The following is an 18,385-nucleotide window of genomic DNA, read 5'->3' as shown; positions in this document are numbered from 1 at the left end:
GTTACTCACGCATCGCGACGACGTACGCCGCGACGGCCTGTACGAGGTCGTTTTTCGTCGAATCGTCGGCCCCGCGGACGACGACCCGGCCCCGATCGGCCCAGTGCTCTCGAGAGTAGGACTTGTCTCGCTCGATCGTGGCATCGTACCCGATCTGCTGGACGGCCTTCGCGATCTCGTCGACCGTCGGCTCCTCGACTGCCAGGTCCTCGGACACGCGCCGTCCCTCGGCCCGCGAGAGGGCCGCATCGAGATAGGCGGGCCAGATGACGTTCTCGACCATGCACTTTCCTGGGAGGTCCGGCGAGTAAACGCTTTTCAAAACGATACGTCGAGCGAACGGAACCAGCGGACCAGTCTTATCGATTCCGCGCGATGAATCCGGTCACTGCCAGCACTGCAACGAGGGCGACAGACACTCCGAATCCGGGAATAGCGCTTTCCTCATCCGATTCGTTGCCGTCATCGGCAGCGCTCTCGTCGGACGCCTCGAGTTCGTCGCTCGCCTGTTCATAGGCCTCGGGGTGGACCGTTTCGACGATCGCCACGATCGCGTCGACGATCTGCGGGGCCGGTTGGCTCATCTGATTCGCGTTGACGGCGAGGACGTTGTCCTCTTGGTATGCCGTCGTCGCCCGGACCGACTCGTGAATCGGCGGCTCCTCCCTGTCGTCGGGATAGATGATCCAGTCGGGGTTCTCGTTAACGACCGTTTCGGGATTGATCGTGCCGTAGCCCTGAATTCCGGCACGGTCCGCCATGTTTTCGACGCCAGCCGTCGTCATCGCTTCGTGGATGAACGTGCCCGAGCCGGCGGTGTAGCCGTCGCCCATCGCGTAGTACGCCAGCGGTCGGTCAGTCCCCTCGAGCGCTCGATCGACGATCTCGAGTCGCTCGTCCATCCGGTCGACGGTCTCCTCGGCACCGTCGCACTCGCCGGTGAGTTCGCCGGTCGTCAGGACGTTTTCGCGAACGTCGTCGAGCGATTCGGCATCCGCGAAGTGATAGACGGTGAGGCCGGCGTTGCGGAGTTGTTCGACGTTCCCCTCGTCCGTCGCATTGGCGGCCAGAACGAGGTCGGGGTCGAGATCGACGACCCGTTCGGGAACGAGTTGGTACGTGTCGGTGACGGCCGTTCGGTCACCGATCTCGAGATCGCTCGTCGCCGGGTTGTCCGGCAGTCCCACGAGGCGATCCTCGGCACCGATCTCGAACACCGTCTGGGCATCGCTCGGCTGGAGCGCCACGACCGAGTCGGGCGGTTCCTCGAGCGTGATCGTCTCGCCTGTGGCGTCGGTCACCTCGAGCGGAAACTCGCACTCGAGGGTCGATTCGGTTTCGCCGTTCGACTGCCCGGCTGTAACAGGCGCGAACGCGGAAACGGCGATCAGAACGGCCAGGAAAACGGATAGGTGTCGCTGCATCGCTCCATCCTCCACTCTACTTCAACAAATATTTGCCTACTGCAAGATTGGTTGTCATATGTATCGACCGGCCCGAACGGCGGCGTGGTTGGCCGGGTTAGTCGTCCTGCTCGTTACCGTTGTCCTCGCCAGCGCTGCACTCGGCCCGGTCAGGATCGACCTCCTCACGGTCGCGATGGCGATGCTGAACGCGATCGTCGTCCCCGCCGGTGTGACGGTCGGTAGCGCGTCGGTCCCCATCCTCGGCGTCTCGGTTCCGGTCCCCGGAATCGAGTACGCTGCGGTCTTTTCCTTTGACGTGCCAGCGACGCGTCAGATCATCGTCGCGGACATTCGGTTGCCCCGCATCGCGCTCGCGGCGACGATCGGCCTCGCACTCGCCGCTGCGGGGACGGTGATGCAGGGGTTCTTTCGAAATCCCCTGGCGGATCCGTCGATCATCGGCGTGTCGTCCGGTGCCGCCGCGGGGGCGGTCGCCGCGATCGCGTTTCCGTCGCTGATCCCGTTCGGCAGCCTCCATCTCTCTGCATTCGTCGGTGCACTCGGGACGGCATTTCTCGTCTACGCGATCGCGACCGACGGCGGGCGAACGCCGGTCGCGACGCTGTTGCTCGCGGGCGTTGCGGTCCAAGCCTTTCTCGGCGCAATGATCTCCTACATGCTCGTCCACAGCGGCGACTCGCTCAGGGAGGCCGTCTTCTGGATGATGGGGCATCTCAACAACAGCCAGTGGAGCGACGTGCAGTTCGCCTTGCCGATCACGCTGGTCGGCGTCCTCGTGCTCTGTGCGTTCCGGCGGGAGCTGAACGTCTTGCTCCTCGGCGAAGAGGACGCTCACCACCTTGGCATCGAGGTCGAACGGACCAAACTCCTCCTGCTCACGGTGGCGACTATCGTCACCGCTGCCGGCGTCGCGGTCGCGGGCATCATCGGCTTCGTCGGGCTCGTCGTCCCACACATCATGCGGTTGATTGTTGGTCCAGACCACCGGATCCTGTTGCCAACCAGTGCACTCGCCGGCGCGTCGTTTCTGGTCGCGACTGACACGCTCGCCCGAACCGGACCGGCCGTCGTTCCGGTCGGTATCATCACGGCGGCACTCGGCGCGCCGTTCTTCCTGTTTCTACTCACCCGTCAGGAGGTGCATTCGCTATGACCGGCCCCCACCGTCGCGAAGCCGAGGAATCCGGATCCGAGTCGGGGGCGGCGACCGAGTCAGGGACGGCGACCGAGCCAGTGACGATCACCGTCGACGACTGCTCACTGTCGTTCGGCGATCTCTCGGTGCTCGAGGACGTCTCCCTTACGATCGAACCGGGCGAGTTCGTCGGCTTCGTCGGCCCGAACGGGGCGGGAAAGACGACGCTGCTTCGCCTCATCAGCGGCGCGCTCGAGCCCGATTCCGGGACCGTCGCGATCGATGACGTCGATATCCACAATATCTCGTCACGGGCCTCGAGTCGGCTCGTCTCAGTGGTCCCCCAAGATACGACGCTCTCGTTTTCGTTCCCTGTCCGGGACGTCGTCGAGATGGGCCGCCATCCACATCGCTCGCGGTTCTCCTCGCCGACGCCCGAAGATCACGACGCTGTCAAGCGTGCCCTCAAGCGGACGCGCACGGCCGACCTGGCCGACCGACCGATCGACGAGGTCAGCGGCGGTCAGCGCCAGCGCGTCGTGCTGGCGCGAGCGATCGCTCAGGCAACGCCGGTCATGCTGCTCGACGAGCCGACTGCCAGTCTCGATATCAATCATCAGGTCGAGACGCTCGAGTTGGTCCGCGAACTGGTTGATGGGGGCCGAACCATAGTCGCGGCGATTCACGACCTGGATCTGGCGGCGCGGTACTGCGATCGGCTCGTAGTGCTCGCCGACGGGGTGGTCAGCCGGGATGGGCCGCCCTCGGAGGTGCTGACCGGCGACGCGCTCGCGGACTCGTTCGAGGCGAACGCGGTCGTCACGCCAAATCCGGTGACGGGGACCGAAACGGTGACCGCGTTTGCGGCCGACCGGCAGGCGACGCCACTCCCGGATCGAGTGCACGTGCTGGGCACGGGAACGGCCGCTGCCGGCGTCGTCGCACGACTCGCGGCCGCGGGACTCGAGGTCACGCTCGGCCCGGTCTCCAGGGGCGATGCGGCAGCGGAGACGGCCCGATCGATCGGGGTCGATACCGTCGAGACCGAGCCGTTCGCTCAACTCTCCTCGACGGAGCGTCAGAGCGTTGCGTCGCTGATTCGGGATGCCGATGCGACGATCCTCGCGGATTTCGTGGTAGGGTCCGGCAACCAGTCCCTCCTCGAGACCCTCGACGAGACGGACGCGCTCGTCCTGGTTGAGACGCGACCGTTCGCCGAGCGGAACTTCGCTGGCGGCGCGGCTCGAGAGCGCTACGAGGCCTACCGAGAACGAGGACTCGAAGTCCCCGGAAGTCGCGTACTTGAGGCGCTCTCGACGGTTAGCGGAAGTCGATCGCGATCGCGGTCGCAATCGTCGACGCAGATCGATTCGACGACTGACGGCAGCGAACGGTGAACGGTACCGGCCGCCAGGGCCGCTCGAGCGTGCAAGCGGTGATTTACGCGAGCGGCGCTCGATCGGGGAAACTGAACCGCGAGTCGAGCGGTCGGAATCGTCGCGTCTCAGTGCGGTTTTCCGGCGGCCCGACGAGCGGTACCAATCAGTCGCTAGGGAGTGGCTATCGACGGTTCCACCGTCAAACCGCGTTCTGTCTCGAGAAACGGGAGCACGTCTTTTTCTTCGCCGTGGACGTCGGGCACAATGCATGACCCGCTCTACACGAACGCGGCGAACGGCACTCAAACTCATCGGGGCAACGGCTGCGGTCACCGGTGCGACGAGCGTAGTGACGGCCCAGGAGACCGAAGGCGATCACGACGATCATGGACACAGTGACGAGGGCGAGGACGAAGGAGCCGACCGGCAACCGATCATCCTCGCGGGTCGAACCGAGTACTGGTACGGCATCGCACCGCAGGAGATCGAAGGCGAAGAGAACCCGACGCTGAATCTCGAGGACGGTCAGGAGTACGACCTCGTCTGGATTAACGTCGACGGCGCGGAGCACGAACTGATCATCGAATCCGAAGACGGCGAGGAACTCGAGGAATCCGACTCCTCGGAGATGGCCGGCGAGGCCGTGTCGATGACGTTCGAAGCGAGCGAGGACGCCGCCGAGTACTTCTGTGAGTACCATCCCGAGGCGATGCGCGGCGACGTCGAGTTCGATGACGGGTTCGATCTCTCGCCGCAGGAAGGCAATGACGAGGACGGGAACGGAACGGAGAACGAAACCGAGCAGGAATCCGGGAACGAGACGACCGACTCCGAGACAGGGTACTGATCCGTCCCGTCGGATTCCGACGCCCCGTTTTCGGTCGCCGTAATCACGTCGGTCGCGGGAGACGAGTCGGCCGTAGTAGCGAGCCGGACTGGACGGTTTTTTACCCCTCCGCCACCGAGTGGCCGCCAATGGCCGACTACGATTACGAGTCTCTCGGACTCGTCGCCGGGCTGGAGATCCACCAGCAACTCGATACGGCGACGAAGCTGTTCTGCCAGTGTCCGACCGACCTCCGCGAACCCGAGGAGTCGACGCGCCGATTTACGCGCTACCTCCACCCCACCCGGAGCGAACTGGGCGAACTCGACGACGCCGCCGTCGAGGAGAGCAAGGTCGAACGCGAGTTCGAGTACCTCGCCTACGACACGACCTGTCTCGTCGAGGAGGACGACGAACCACCCCACAAGCTGGACGAGGAAGCCCTCGAGACGACCCTCGAGGTCGCCCAGCTGATGGATATGAATCCGGTCGATCAGGCCCACGTCATGCGCAAAATCGTCGTCGACGGCTCGAACACGACGGGCTTCCAGCGTTCGTCGCTGATCGCCACCGACGGCGCAATCGAAACCAGCGAGGGCACTGTCGGCATCGAGGACATGCTCCTCGAGGAGGAGAGCGCCCAGCGCGTCGCAGAGACCGACGACGGGGTGCGCTACAGCCTCGACCGATTGGGAATCCCGCTGGTCGAGATCGGGACGAGCCCGGACATCTCGAGCCCCGAGCAGGCCCTCGAAGCGGCCGAACGGATCGGGATGTTGTTGCGCTCGACGGGGAAAGTCAAGCGCGGACTGGGGACGATTCGTCAGGACGTCAACGTCTCCATCGAGGAGGGCGCGCGCGTCGAGATCAAGGGTGTCCAGAGCTTGGACGATATCGACGATATCGTGCGCAACGAGGTCGCTCGACAGGCCGAACTCGTCGAGATCCGAGACGAACTCGTGGCTCTCGAGGCGTCGGTCGGTGACGTACGGGACGTGACCGACGTGTTCGAGGATACCGAGAGCGGCGTCATCGGCGGTGCGCTGGGTTCAGGTGGCTCCGTGATGGCGGTGCCCCTCTACGGCTTCGACGGCATCGTCGGTCGCGAAATCGCGCCCGACCGCCGGCTCGGAACCGAGTTCTCCGATCACGCGAAGCGCCACGGCGCGGGCGGCATCTTCCACACCGACGAACTGCCTGCGTACGGCGTTACGGAGGACGAGGCCGCCAACCTTCGCGATGCGGTCGGCGCCGGATCCGAGGACGCCGTCGCGATCGTCGCCGCCGACACCGAGATCGCGGAGTCGGCCATCGAGGCCGTCGCAGAGCGCGCGGGAACCGCACTCGAGGGGATCCCCGAGGAGACCCGCGGTGCGAACGACGACGGGACGACCCGGTACCTGCGGCCGCTGCCCGGCGCGGCGCGGATGTACCCCGAGACGGACGTCCCGTCGGTCGAACCGGATCCGAGCGAGGTCCCCGAGCCCGAACTCCTGACCGAAAAGGTAGATCGCTACCAGGACGAGTACGACCTCGGCGAAGGGCTGGCCGAACAGGTTGCCTACGGCGAGTACATGCCGCTGTTCGAGGACGTCGTCGCCGACGGAATCTCCGCGAGCGACGCGAGCGGAGGCTCGTCGGACTCGTCCGACGGTGTCGACCCCACGCTGGCCGCGACCACGCTCGAGTCGACGCTAACCGAACTCCGGCGCGACGACGTCTCCATCGAGAATCTGACTCGGGGCCACCTCGAGGGTGTCCTCCTCATGGTTGAGGCGGGCGACCTCCCCAACGAGGGTGTTCCGGACCTGCTCACGGTGCTGGCCGAGGAGCCGGATCGGGCAGCCGAGGAGGCGGCCGAAGACGCCGGGCTCGGCGGAGCCGACGAGGACGAGGTCCGGGAGGCAATCGCTGAGGTCGTCGAACGAAACGAAGGCCAGGTCGAAGAAGAGGGAATGCAGGCTTTCTCGGGACTCATGGGCGAGTGCATGGGTGCGCTCCGCGGGAAGGCAGACGGCGACCTCGTCAGCGAGGTCCTGCGCGAGGAGATTCAGAAACGAGCGTAGCCCGCTAGAACCGGAGTCCTGTTGACCCCGCTTCTTTCACTCACCGACTAGCTCCTCGAGCAGCGTCTCGAGGCTATAGCTTTGGAGCGCGTCTCGTTCTTCGATCGCCGAGATGACAAACGTCGAGTCGGTCCATTCGACGCCCTCGAGTTGTTCGAATTCGGCGATCAGGCGTTCGACCATGCCGCTGTCGCTCAGGCGCGCAATGACGATAAAATCCGTCTCGCCCATCGTGAAGTAGACGTTCGTGACTCCCTCGACGGTCAGTAGCCGATCCGCGAACGTCTCGTAGGAGCCCTGATAGTCCGCGTGAACCTCGATCAGCACGGTGACGCCCAGACCGAGTTCCTCGAGATCGATATCGTAGTGGTCGTTCTCGATGATTCCCTCCTCCCGGAGATTGTTGAGGCGATAGTGGATCGTCGAGATCGGAATGCCGGTCGCCTCGTGGAGCCGTTCGGGACTCCCCGTCTCGAGTTCGGCGATCGCCTTGAGGAGGCGCACGTCGCGTTCGTCCATAGGACGAGGTTCGGCCCCGGGCGACATGTGTTTTCCGACCGACGTAATTGAATATTTCTCCAAGGATAGTCCGTTATGTGGTGGCTGATTCGGAATACATTCATATGTGTGATTTTTGATTTTCAAAACACCGCGTGCTTGTAGAAGGGTCTAAATATGATGGCGATTTCCGAATGGAATATGAATACAATCGGTTCGGTTCCAGATGGGTACCGCGAAGCGGTGCTCTTTTCGATACTCGCACTGTGTTGGGGGAGTTCGTTTGTCGCAATCGAGATCGGACTCGAGTACGTCCCGCCGCTCCTGTTCGCCGGCTTTCGTTACGCGATCGCGGGCGCAATCGTCTTCGGATACGCGGCTGTGGTAAACGATCGGGTTCGACCGGTGGGTCGAGGGGAATGGGCGGCCGTCGCTATCGCCGGCATGTTCGTCATCGCGCTCTATCACGGACTGTTGTATCTCGGCGAACTGTACGTTTCGGGCGCGGTGGCGGCAACGATCGTCAGTACGGCCCCGATCCTGACAGCAGCGTTCGCCGCCGTGGTGCTCCCGGAGGAGCGGCTGGCACCCGCCGGAGTTGTGGGCTTCGTGCTCGGTCTGGTGGGCGTGATTGCCGTCGTCCAGCCGTCGTCAGCCGCACTCGGAAACGATGTCACAGTCGGTGCTACCCTCGTGTTCGGTTCGGCCATCGCGTTCGCACTCGGGGGCGTACTCGTCCGGCCGATCGACTCGGCGCTGCCGATCGAGACGCTCCAGGCGTGGGCGATGCTCATCGGAGCCGGCGTGTTGCTCGGATGGGCGTTCCTGCGCGGGGAATCGGTCGCGGCGATCGAACTAACGTCGGCGATGGTGCTCTCGTTTGCCTATCTGACGCTCGTCTCCGGCGTGTTCGCGTTCTTCCTCTACTTCCAACTGCTCGAGCGAAGCGGAGCGACGCAGGTCATCCTCGTCAGCTACGCCGAGCCGGTGGTTGCGATGGGCGTGAGTTGGGTCGTGTTGGGATACCTCGTCGATTCGCTCACGCTCGTCGGCCTGGTGACGATCCTCGCAGGTTTCGTCATAATCAAACGTGAGGCACTGCGGTCCTTGCTTCGCTCGGCTCTCGGACGTCCGTCCACCACGACTCCGTGATCGACCCCATTGCGAGGCTGGCGGTACTGTTTCGCCATCCCCCGAACGGCCCGGTCGATCGTGGGCCGGTCGATCGTGGGCCCGTCGATACCGGTTTCTGACCGGCACTGACAGACGAGTTTGATCGGTCACGGTAGTTTCCGACCGCACCGGACAGTCAGGTCCAGCAGGTTATGGTTCATATCTACACTATCGAAAACATTTATTGATACACACGTTGCCCAAACACCTGATTGATGACTGTGACGAGAGAAACTGATCCAACGGCACTTACTGCGGTGTGTCACGTCCGCGCACCACTGCTGCTCGAGCCGGTCGACGCCCAGATCGAGACGCTGCAGGCCTGCGAGTCGGAGGGCGCGATCGACGACCTGTTGCTCCGGAGTTGGCCGAAGGAGGTTTCGCTGTCCGAGGAGAGCCCCATCAGGAAGTCCTCGAGAACTATGAGCGGTTCTCGGAGTGGGCCGACGAGCGAGGCGTGACGGTCCGGCCGCCGTTCCGGGAGCGCTCGACGACGTCCCACGTAACCGGCAAGACCCGAGAGCTGCTCGTGACGCCGCTGCTGTGTCTCGAGCTCTATGCCGACGACGAACTGATCGGCGTCTTCCCCCACTCCGACGAGGCGACCGAGGATACGTACACCACCGATGAGGCGATCGCGACGCTTCGAACCGGCGAACTCCCGACACCGCTCGGGTCGATCGCCGACGCGGACGAAGGCCTCGAGTCGGCGACGGTGGATACGTGCCCCGACTGCGGTGGGTCGCTAATCGGCGGGCAAGGACTGTTCGCCTGTAGCGATTGTGGCTGGCTCGGCACCGTCACCGAATCCGGACGGTACGAGTCGCAATCGGACCGGCCCGCACGGGAGCGTGACTCATCTGTCGTCGAAACCCACTAATACTCCCCGAAAAACGGGATCCAGTCGGACTCGAGGAACCGCCGGACTTGAAGAACCCTGGACTTGACTTGAGGACCGAGTTGGTCCCAACTCAGTCGACGGTTTTGGGCTACTCGCGGGCGAATTCCCCGCTGTACTCGGCGTCGATTTCGACGCTCGAGGCGGTCGTGACGAAATCAACCGCCTCCGCTTCCGTTCCCAGCGACGACTCGAGGCGGGCCTCGTCGACTTGGTCCTCGCTGCTGTAGGTGACGACGGCGCTCGCGGTCGCGGCCGCATCAGTGTCGGTTACCGCAAGTTGCTGGTGGACGCCGTTCGCCCCCTTGAAGGCGTCGAACTCGAACTGCAGGCCGTCCTCGTCGGTCGCTCGACCGCTCGAGAGGGAGTCCGCATCGAACTCGTCACCGTCGGTGTACAGACAGCTCGTAATGCCGCTGTTCTCGCCGGCCCGAAGCAGTCGGTCGAAACCGTCGTCGTCCTCGTGTTTCGGCGTTCGATCGCCGGCCGCCGTCGCGACCGTTCGCTCGACCGCTGTGACCGGATCGAACGCGGACCCGCTCTCGTTCGGATACGAGTAGGCGTAGACATCGTCCGACACGCCGACAACCTCGTCGCTCTCGCCGTCGGTATAGACGGCGTACGCGTCCGCCTCGCTCTCGGCGGTGTAGCCCGCCGCCTCGAGAGCCGTCGCGAGGCCGTCACGATCGTACGAGCCGACGAGGGCGTAAACGCCGTCGGCGTAGACGAACTGTTCCTCGCCGTCGGCCGTCTCGTTGTGGTCGGTGTACGCACCAAGTCCGGCGGAGGTGCCGAGTTGTTGGAGCCCGAACGAACAGAGAAGCGCGACGATGACGGGGTTACCGACGAGCGGGTCCGTCGGTTCCGCTCCGGCTTCAGCACCCTCGTCGTTGAGCAGGGTACTCATGGTTTCAACGTCGATCGCGCCGTAGAAGTACGCCGAGCGATCATTCATCGGGAGCATCGAGGCGTACGGCGGGAGGTCGCCCTCGATCGAGTCGGACGTGTTATTCGAGTCGCTCTCGTCGGTTCCGTTGCCGTTTCCGTCGGATGTCTCCGAACACCCGGCCAGAAACGCCATGCCACCGCCTAGCAGATGCAACGCTTTCCGTCGACGAAATTCAGTCATCCAGTAGTCGTGGTTACTGGGGCCGTATTACTGTAATGGCCGTCAAGAGCGGCTGTGTTGATCGATTTGACACCTTCTGATCGAGGAGTTAGTCCTCGGCCGGCCGTTCGGTCGCCCGCCGGATGAGTCCCAGCAGCGTGTTCGCCTCGCGTTCGGTTAGGTCGGCCCGCCCGTACACCCGTCGTAGCATCCGCATCGTCTTGTCGCGTTTCTCCTCGGGATGGTTGATTTCCTCGAGCAGCGCCGCCCACTGGTCATAGAGCCGATCGATCGTCGACTCAGGCGCGCGGACGCGCTCGAGATCGGGCAACTGCGTCTCCTCGAGAGTGAGCGAGCGGAGTTCGTAGAGGGTAATGGTGGCGGCCTGCCCGAGATTGAGCACGGGATACTCGGCGTTCGCGGGGATCGAGCAGATCTCGTCGATCCGGGCGAGTTCCTCGTTCGTCAGACCGACGCGCTCGCGGCCGAAGACGAGGGCAGTCGGTGCCTCGACGGTCGGTAACCGCTCGGCCAGCCCGGCCGGGGTCGAGTAGGGGAACCGCATATGGCTGTGATCGTCCTCATTGGTTACCGCCGTACAGCCAATCGTATGGTAGTTTTCGGCGAGGTGATCGAAGGTGATCTCCTCGGCGTTCGGAAGGACGTCCTCTCGAGCGTGCCCAGCGAAGCCGTACGCCTCACCGTCGGGGTCGAGTTCAGGCGGGTCGACGAGCAGGAGGTCCTCGAAGCCGAAGTTCTTCATGGCGCGAGCGATCGTGCCGACGTTGCCCGGCGACTGAGCGTCAACGACGGCGACGACCGGCGACGTTCGATCCATAGAACGGTCGGTATCGGATGATTCGTCGCTCATTGGCTCATTGGAGCAGTGGACTCGAGGCGAGGGAGTTCCCGTCTCGGTTCGGTTCCGAGATAATCGGGTGTGATCGTGGTCGACGGAAACGACGTACCGGTGGTCGCGTTCATATCCGGAGTCCGAGCGGGAACGCAAAAAGGAGCGTGTTCGCCGCCTCGATCGATCGGCTCCAATAGGAGAACATGTCACCTCTCCTCTTTCCTCTCTCTTTCGTCTCTCTTATTCAAACTAGTACTAGTACTAGTAACAGTATTAGTAACTAGTTTCTATAGTTCCTCGAGGGAAATACGCCGCCTCGAACACGTGTGTTTGGGTTTTCTGCGGCAGAGACCGGTAACGTCCTCAGTGAGAGAGGGACACACCCCCTCGCGTTTGTAACGGGATTTCTGTGGGGGGACCCTGTTTGGAAACACACCTTCGTCGCGGATGTAAATTCGATCCGGAATAGGGGTTTCGATCCGGATATTCCGGAATCAACTGCTCCCACCCCCACGCTATTGCCGTTACAAACGCGAGGGGGGTGTGTCCCCCGTATGGAATCTGAAAATCAACTTCTCACAGCCTGAAGAGACTGTATTCTGCGAGTATCGGGTAACTCTGTCCCTAGCGAAAGGACGGAATCCAACTCCCGGAACCGGATCGAGTGGCTCTCATACCGACTCGATCGTCCGAGCCTTACATCCGCGATGGGGGTGTCCGTCTCGGGGCTCGCTCCTGTCTCAGTTAGATACGCGAGGGTGGCCCTGTACCATCTTTCCGAGTATACCGCTATTATCTCCTATTTCGAGCGCTCATACGGTATATTTACATACGCGATCGATCTCCATACCTTTATTTCAATTCAGTCGGAAGAGACTGGATATCGCAATGTCCGCCAACGACGATCGAGACCCGCTCTTTCGGTACGACGATCCGGTCTTCGCCGACGAGCGCCTGCTCGAGATCACGCACCTGCCCGGTCCGGATCGGATCGTCGGTCGCGACGAGCAGATGCAACGGGTTGCGGACGCCCTGAATCCCGCGATTTTCGGGAGCGAACCCAACCACCTGTTCATCTTCGGCAAGACCGGCACCGGCAAATCGCTCATTTCGCGGTCAGTCACCCAGCGCGTGATCACCGAAGCCGAGCACGACGATATCACGGTCAAGTACGCCTTCATCGACTGCGGCGAACAGAACACGGAAGCATCTATCGTCAAGACGATCGCTCAGATCGTCAACGAACCCGACCTGAGTGGGGTCACCATCCCCGACCGCGGGCTGGGTACCGGCGACTACTACAAGCGCCTCTGGCAGGCCATCGATCACTGTACCGACGTGACCATCGTCATCTTAGATGAGATCGACATGCTCGAGGACGACGAAGTCCTCCGGAAGCTCTCTCGAGCCGGCGAAAACCGACGGATTTCGGACTCGAGTATCGGTATCATCGGCATCTCGAACAAGATCGACTTCCCCGATCACCTCTCCGAACGCGTCAAATCGAGCCTCTCGCGGGACGAACTTGTCTTTTCGCCGTACGATGCCAACCAGCTCGTCGAAATCTTGGAGAAACGACGCGATGCCTTCCACGACGGGGTGCTTTCTGACGACGTGATTCCGCTGACCGCTGCACTTGCCGCACAGGAACACGGGGATGCACGCAAGGCGATCGACATCCTCCGGAACGCGGGTCGGATCGCGAAGAAGCGAAACGATACGCGGGTCACCGCGGATCACGTCCGGGACGCCAAGGAGAAGACCGAGGCCGACCGCTTCAACGAGTTGATCGAGGGCTCCCCACAGCAGGCCAAGGCGATCCTCTACTCGCTGACGTTGCTGACCGAGAACAGTTCGGAAAAGGAGTTCCCCACGAAGATCATCTACAACCAGTACAAGGAGGTCGCTCGCCGGCTCGACTTTGACGTTCTCTCGGAACGCCGGGTTCAGGAAATCCTCCAGGAACAGAACTTCCTCAACGTGATCCAGTCCGAGCGCGAGGGCCGGGGTCGCGGCCGGGGTGCACACGCGAAACACCGCCTCCTCGAGAACCCCTCGATCGTCAAGAAGGTGCTCCTCCGGGACTCGCGGCTGGCCGTCCTCGAGGACGAGGAGTAGCCTGCCCGCTCGTCGCCGCTCGGTTCACTGGCTCGCCGGAACCGCGATACCTTTTTGCCTCGCTTCCGCAGACCGGGTATGAACAGCGTCGATGCCGCCGGCCTAGGGATCGGTGACGAGCATCCGCCCCGGATCATGGGCGTGTTGAACGTCAGCGAAGAGTCTCCGTACGACCCGAGCGTCTTCGACGACCCCAGTGAAGCGGCCCGCTACGTTGATGCGGACCTGATCGATGAGGGTGCAGATATCGTCGATATCGGCCTCGAGTCGGCGAACAAGCGCTTCGACGTGCTCTCGGCCGACGAAGAACTCGAGCGACTCCACATCGCACTCGAGACGATCGAGAGCGTCTCCGGGGACGCGATCTTCTCGATCGAGACCCGGTACGCCGAGGTCGCCGACGAGGCGCTTTCCCAGGGATTCGACATGGTCAACGACATCTGTGGGTTCGCCGACCCCGAGATGCCGACCATCTGCGAGGAGCACGACGTCGCCGTCGCGAAGATGGCGAGTCCGCCCGATATCGAGCGGCCGGGTGTCATCGAGGAGACCGACTGGGCGGCACGGAAGTCCCCGGACTGGGCAGCGGACGCCGACTACGTCGACCAGGTGTACGAGGCACTGAAACAGAACGGGCTGACCGACAAGACGATCATCGACCCCGCGTTCGGCGGGTGGAGCGAGGCTCAGACGCTCGAGGACGACCGCGAAACCTTCCGCCGGCTCCGCGAACTCCGTGCGCTCGACCGGCCGATGCTGGTCTCAATCAACCGCAAGAACTTCCTCGGCGAAATCGCGGGCCGCGAGACCGACGAACGGCTGCCGGTGAGTCTGGCAGCGACCTCGATGGCAGTCGAGCGCGGCGCACACGTGATCCGAACCCACGACGTGGCCGAAACGCGGGACGCAGCCCTGATCGGGAAAGCCTTCACCGAGCGTGCGAGTGCCAGCGTCGACGGGATTACGATCTCGCGACTGGACGTGAACTCGACCCGTGAGTTCCGCCTCCAGCTCAGAGAGCGCGGCATCGATCCCGCGTTCGCCGACGATTGGGGGACCCAACTCCTCGAGGTCGAGGGACTCGACACCGACGCCAGCGAGCAGTTGATATCGATCGCAGCGGACCACGGCGCGGTCGTCCAACGCACGTCTGACGGCCGCCTCCTTCTTATGGGATCGACGACAGCCGTTTCCGATGTTTCAGGTCGTCTCAACGGAAAAAGTGGCAGCCTCGACGGCCTCGGAGAGAAGCTGTCAAAGCTGCTGCGTTAAGAGAAAGCTTATGCCGTATGCTTCGAAAGGGGGATTGGACGCCGGGCAGCCTCCCGGGTAGGGGTACTTTGGAGGCGACCCCCGGCCCATAACACGGAATTATTGTGCTACTATGTTGCACAGCACCGGCTGGGTCCAGCGTGGTGTGTTAACGCCAACATATACCATTTCTGACACCATATCAGACCGTACTGACGCCACGACTATCTATCGGTCCTCTCGAGACCGAACACACAAACGGATCGAGCGACGAAGACGGGTATTACACATGGAGTTCGACGAATGGGAGCCGGTCTACGAGGCGATCCTCCGGGATTTCGGCTACGAGCGCGCCGGCGACGAGCGAGGGCGTGACCTCCTCGGCTCCCTTCTCGAGGCGTCGTTCGACCCCACCGAGTTGCCGATCGGTTCCGACACGACCGTCGCCGTCGCGGGTGCCGGACCATCCCTCGAGACCGACCAGGATCTCGAGCGAGCGCGCGAGGCCGATGTCGTCGCCGCCGCGTCCACGGCCGTCGACACGCTCGCGAGCCACGGCGTCACCACTGACTGCATGGTGACCGATCTCGACAAGAACCCGGCGACCGTCGAGCGACTCACCGAACGAGGCGTTCCGGTCGCGGTTCACGGCCATGGTGACAATCTCGACGCGATCCGTGCGGTCGTTCCGGGCTGCGACCACGAGTACGTCCTGCCGACGACACAGGCCGCACCTCGGGACCCAATCCACAATTTCGGCGGCTTCACAGACGGCGACCGAGCGGCGTTTTTGGTGGATCACCTCGGGGCCGCCCAACTCACGTTCGTCGGCTGGGACTTCGACGACCCCGCGGTCGACCCGCTGAAAGCGCGCAAACTCGAGTGGGCCGAACGACTCCTCTCCTGGCTCGAGGGACGTCGCGACGAGCGGTTCGCGGTGCTAGACGGGCGACGAGACGCAATTGAGACGGGCGACCTCCCGATCGCGTAGCGATACTCGCCGACTCCCGCCCGACCGATGTCGCCGGCTTCCCCCCGGTGACATCTGGCCCCGATCACTGAATCCGATACTCGACGATATCGCTACAGCCACAGGACGGACAGCTCGCGAGCGTCGACTCGAGCGTCGTGCCACACCGACGGCACTCCTCGATGACCGTTCCGTCGTCGCTCCGGAGCAAGACCGCCTCGAGTGCTTTCCGCATCGTCGATCGCGTCGTGGTACCGTTCTCCTGACCCCTCATGGTCAGTCTATCTCGAATATCACAGTTGGTTATTGTCTCACTATACTGACCGACACGGGGTTCGATAGCTCCGATCCGTGGTAGTCCGTCCCTATACCCCCGAGTCCGAGATCTCTCGGCTCTCCGCTGGTCTGCTCGTCTCGAACTGGATCATCGGCGACTTGCTTGGTGCGACCATCATCGGAGCTATATATGGGAACGGATCGGGTTGAGCGATCCGGCTTCGCGCTCAGTTCGCTCCTGCTCATGGCACCGGGGCTACTTTCGACGTCGGTCTTCGGTCTCTTCGGACTCGTCGGCGTGACCGCCTCGGTCGACGCGCTCTTGCTCGATCTCACGCTTCGCGGTATCGGACTCGCGCTGTTCGTCGTCCTTGCGGCGAAGAACCGACAGGACGCGACGGCTCCGGGCGAGGTGAATCAGCCGACAGTGGACGGAACCAGACGATAGGCGACGAATCCGCGAGCAGTCAACGAGACCGTCAGTGACGAACTCACACGTTTCTCGAGGAAGTCGCCCATCTCTCGTCGGCGAGAAAACCGATCGGGCTGCGGTGGCGTTTAAAATAGCGCGTCGAGTTCGCCGCCGGTGTCCATCAGCGACGCGAAGTCTTCTTCGGCGTTCGCCCGGACGTCTGCGGTCGTCTCCTGAGCCTCGATCGCGACCTGCTGGAGCTGGTCGATCCGTGGCACGTCGGTCACGCCCGACAGCAGGACGATCGCGCCGACCTCGTCCCGATCCGTGATCGGGTAATCACCGCCGCGGATCTCCATGCTGCCGGTCTCGTCCTCGAGCCACTGGCGGCCGCGTTCGACGCCCTTGCGATTGAGATAGCTCGGTGGGCCGCTCGCAACGACGAGGCCGCGGTCGGCGCTACCGACGTCACAGGGAAGGGTGAGCCGGCCGAGAGCGGCCTTGCGAACGAGGCTGGTCAACCGGTTCGTCGCCGCGCCGTCGTCGAAGTCGTCGTCGCCGCTGGTCAGCGAGGACAGCAGACCGCCGCCCGTCTCGACCGTCTCGCTGGCGTAGCCGATCGTGGAGACGCCGCTGGACGAGAGCGTGTTGATGATCTCGCTCGAGTCGACGACGCTCTCGGCAACGTGATCGCCCTCTCGGACCTCGCCGGCAGCGAAGAGGAGGCCGAACCGCTCGACGATTTCACGGTTGATGCGGTCGTAGCCACCCTCGACGGACTCGCCGGCGCTGCGCCAGGCGTCGTTGTCGAAGACCAGCAGGTTGTCGACCTCGTCGACGAACGTCCGGAACGAGCGGGCCGCGTTGAGCGTGTAGATGCCGCCCTCGTCCGTCCCGGGGAGGATACCGAGCCCGTAGACGGGCTGGGTGTAGATCCGTTGGAGGTGTTTCGCGAGGACGGGTGCGCCACCCGATCCGGTGCCACCGCCCATGCCTGCGACGACGAGGAACGCGTCGATTTCGTGGACCGGGATCCGATCGATCGTGCCCTGTAGCTCGTCGATGTTCGCCTCGGCGATTTCCGCGCCGAGTTCGTTGTCCGCACCGACACCGTGGCCCTTCACACGCGCCTGTCCGATGAGGATGCGGTTCTCCTCGGAGACGTGCTCGAGGCCTTTGAGGTCCGTCGTCGCCGAGTTGACTGCGACCGCCGATTCGACGAAACCGCCGTCGATCGCGTCGTCGAAGGCGAGGAACTCGTCGACGACCTTCCCGCCTGCTTGACCGAAACCGATGAGTGCGAGTTTCATAGCTGTCTGTCGTGGCCGTTCCCCGGCGCGACTGTGATCAATCAGCGGAGACCGAACGGATCGGCCGAGAGGGGAACGGGTTCCACATCCCGTGAGTCTGCGGAAACAGGTATTGTTATTCCCTACGTATAGATGAAGAAATACGTTCACGAACTCATTACTATCAGCTAAGAAGTACTTTCATCGATAGCTATCGCTCTCGAGTCGATCGATGCATTCTTGGAGGTATTCGTAGGCACCGTCACGGGTTTCATCGGTGCAGGGTTACCCGTATTCGGATCGCTGGTGTCGTTGGACGATGCCAGAGTGTTTGTGGCTTATTGGTTTCCTCGAGTCCGATGTCCCGGCCGTCCCGGAGAACCTGCATGATGAGGTCGACGAGATTAGTACCGATCGCTCGTCACTCCCATTATTGTAACAATCGGCGGCGAGAACCATAATCTGCACTATAATCGTAGAGGGGAACGCACTCATAATCTTCATACCAGCGAATACAGCCATCGCTCCAAGCATCGCTCTGAGCGCGCGGTTATCCTCATCGACGAGTGGTGGATCGTCACCCTCGGTCTCATCTTCGCGCGCCTAGTCATACGTCCCGCTGTGCCGTTCGGTACCGTTCCGTTGTGCCGCTCGGTACCGCCCGGGTGACTATCATATAGAATATATAAACCGTGATTTTCACTAG

Annotated in this window: 17 protein-coding genes and 1 pseudogene; 11 read left to right on the top strand and 7 right to left on the bottom strand. The window is 62.9% G+C overall.

The window, feature by feature from the left end:
- Nucleotide 1 precedes the first annotated feature (1 nt).
- Nucleotides 2-283 carry a signal recognition particle subunit SRP19 gene (gene srp19 / locus K6I40_RS10885; RefSeq protein WP_222919019.1) on the bottom strand — a complete coding sequence of 94 codons (282 nt, stop codon included), beginning with the start codon at nt 281-283 and terminating at the stop codon, nt 2-4.
- 76 nt (nt 284-359) lie between these two features.
- The gene (locus tag K6I40_RS10880; protein ID WP_222919018.1) at nt 360-1,424 is read right to left on the bottom strand and encodes a PGF-CTERM-anchored ABC transporter substrate-binding protein; all 1,065 of its coding nucleotides are present in this window, start codon (nt 1,422-1,424) and stop codon (nt 360-362) included.
- Nucleotides 1,425-1,482: 58 nt separating this feature from the next.
- On the opposite strand from K6I40_RS10880, the gene btuC reads away from it, so the two are divergent.
- The 5 genes from btuC to gatE all read left to right on the top strand — a co-directional run bounded on the left by btuC (nt 1,483) and on the right by gatE (nt 6,833).
- Nucleotides 1,483-2,580 (top strand): vitamin B12 ABC transporter permease BtuC, encoded by a 1,098-nt coding sequence (gene btuC / locus K6I40_RS10875; protein ID WP_222919017.1) that lies wholly within the window; start codon nt 1,483-1,485, stop codon nt 2,578-2,580.
- Nucleotides 2,577-3,959 carry an ATP-binding cassette domain-containing protein gene (locus K6I40_RS10870; RefSeq protein ID WP_222919016.1) on the top strand — a complete coding sequence of 461 codons (1,383 nt, stop codon included), beginning with the start codon at nt 2,577-2,579 and terminating at the stop codon, nt 3,957-3,959. The genes btuC and K6I40_RS10870 overlap by 4 nt, the downstream gene beginning before the upstream one ends.
- Nucleotides 3,956-4,213, top strand: a complete 258-nt coding sequence (locus K6I40_RS10865; RefSeq protein ID WP_222919015.1) for a hypothetical protein — start codon at nt 3,956-3,958, stop codon at nt 4,211-4,213. The genes K6I40_RS10870 and K6I40_RS10865 overlap by 4 nt, the downstream gene beginning before the upstream one ends.
- A complete protein-coding gene (locus K6I40_RS10860; protein WP_222919014.1) occupies nt 4,210-4,788 on the top strand; it encodes a plastocyanin/azurin family copper-binding protein in 579 nt (192 codons plus the stop codon). Before K6I40_RS10865 ends, K6I40_RS10860 begins: the two co-directional genes overlap by 4 nt.
- Before the next feature lie 128 nt (nt 4,789-4,916).
- Complete coding sequence (gatE, locus tag K6I40_RS10855) at nt 4,917-6,833, top strand: Glu-tRNA(Gln) amidotransferase subunit GatE (protein ID WP_222919013.1); 1,917 nt, start codon at nt 4,917-4,919, stop codon at nt 6,831-6,833.
- Between the two features lie 36 nt (nt 6,834-6,869).
- Here the strand turns inward: gatE and K6I40_RS10850 are convergent, their stop codons facing one another.
- Nucleotides 6,870-7,352: an Lrp/AsnC family transcriptional regulator gene (locus K6I40_RS10850; protein WP_222919012.1), complete on the bottom strand. Its 483-nt coding sequence runs from the start codon at nt 7,350-7,352 to the stop codon at nt 6,870-6,872.
- Nucleotides 7,353-7,532: 180 nt separating this feature from the next.
- On the opposite strand from K6I40_RS10850, the gene K6I40_RS10845 reads away from it, so the two are divergent.
- Nucleotides 7,533-8,483, top strand: coding sequence for a DMT family transporter (locus K6I40_RS10845; RefSeq protein ID WP_222919011.1), 951 nt, complete (start codon nt 7,533-7,535; stop codon nt 8,481-8,483).
- A gap of 236 nt (nt 8,484-8,719) precedes the next feature.
- Nucleotides 8,720-9,384: pseudogene (locus K6I40_RS10840) on the top strand (HTH domain-containing protein).
- Between the two features lie 109 nt (nt 9,385-9,493).
- Here the strand turns inward: K6I40_RS10840 and K6I40_RS10835 are convergent.
- Nucleotides 9,494-10,531 (bottom strand): hypothetical protein, encoded by a 1,038-nt coding sequence (locus tag K6I40_RS10835; protein WP_222919010.1) that lies wholly within the window; start codon nt 10,529-10,531, stop codon nt 9,494-9,496.
- Nucleotides 10,532-10,619: 88 nt separating this feature from the next.
- Nucleotides 10,620-11,381, bottom strand: a complete 762-nt coding sequence (locus tag K6I40_RS10830; protein ID WP_222919009.1) for an RNA methyltransferase — start codon at nt 11,379-11,381, stop codon at nt 10,620-10,622.
- An 870-nt stretch (nt 11,382-12,251) separates the two neighbouring features.
- Here K6I40_RS10830 and K6I40_RS10825 point away from each other — a divergent pair.
- The 3 genes from K6I40_RS10825 (at nt 12,252) to K6I40_RS10815 (ending at nt 15,723) form a co-directional block, all read left to right on the top strand.
- Nucleotides 12,252-13,481, top strand: a complete 1,230-nt coding sequence (locus K6I40_RS10825) for an orc1/cdc6 family replication initiation protein (RefSeq protein WP_222919008.1) — start codon at nt 12,252-12,254, stop codon at nt 13,479-13,481.
- Between the two features lie 78 nt (nt 13,482-13,559).
- The gene (gene folP / locus K6I40_RS10820) at nt 13,560-14,753 is read left to right on the top strand and encodes a dihydropteroate synthase (RefSeq protein ID WP_222919007.1); all 1,194 of its coding nucleotides are present in this window, start codon (nt 13,560-13,562) and stop codon (nt 14,751-14,753) included.
- A gap of 268 nt (nt 14,754-15,021) precedes the next feature.
- The gene (locus K6I40_RS10815; RefSeq protein ID WP_222919006.1) at nt 15,022-15,723 is read left to right on the top strand and encodes a 6-hydroxymethylpterin diphosphokinase MptE-like protein; all 702 of its coding nucleotides are present in this window, start codon (nt 15,022-15,024) and stop codon (nt 15,721-15,723) included.
- A 64-nt stretch (nt 15,724-15,787) separates the two neighbouring features.
- Here K6I40_RS10815 and K6I40_RS10810 read toward each other — a convergent pair whose 3' ends face one another.
- Nucleotides 15,788-15,976 carry a hypothetical protein gene (locus K6I40_RS10810; RefSeq protein ID WP_222919005.1) on the bottom strand — a complete coding sequence of 63 codons (189 nt, stop codon included), beginning with the start codon at nt 15,974-15,976 and terminating at the stop codon, nt 15,788-15,790.
- A gap of 192 nt (nt 15,977-16,168) precedes the next feature.
- Here K6I40_RS10810 and K6I40_RS10805 point away from each other — a divergent pair, with 192 nt between their 5' ends.
- Nucleotides 16,169-16,426, top strand: a complete 258-nt coding sequence (locus K6I40_RS10805) for a hypothetical protein (protein WP_222919004.1) — start codon at nt 16,169-16,171, stop codon at nt 16,424-16,426.
- Nucleotides 16,427-16,536: 110 nt separating this feature from the next.
- Here the strand turns inward: K6I40_RS10805 and K6I40_RS10800 are convergent, their stop codons facing one another.
- Entirely contained in the window at nt 16,537-17,700 is a 1,164-nt protein-coding gene (locus tag K6I40_RS10800; RefSeq protein ID WP_222919003.1) for a tubulin/FtsZ family protein, read from the bottom strand.
- Nucleotides 17,701-18,385: the final 685 nt, after the last annotated feature.

Origin of the sequence: Natrinema sp. SYSU A 869 (genome assembly GCF_019879105.1) — an archaeon.
In the GTDB taxonomy this organism is placed as follows: domain Archaea; phylum Halobacteriota; class Halobacteria; order Halobacteriales; family Natrialbaceae; genus Natrinema.
This window is presented reverse-complemented; position numbering and strand designations above follow the sequence as displayed.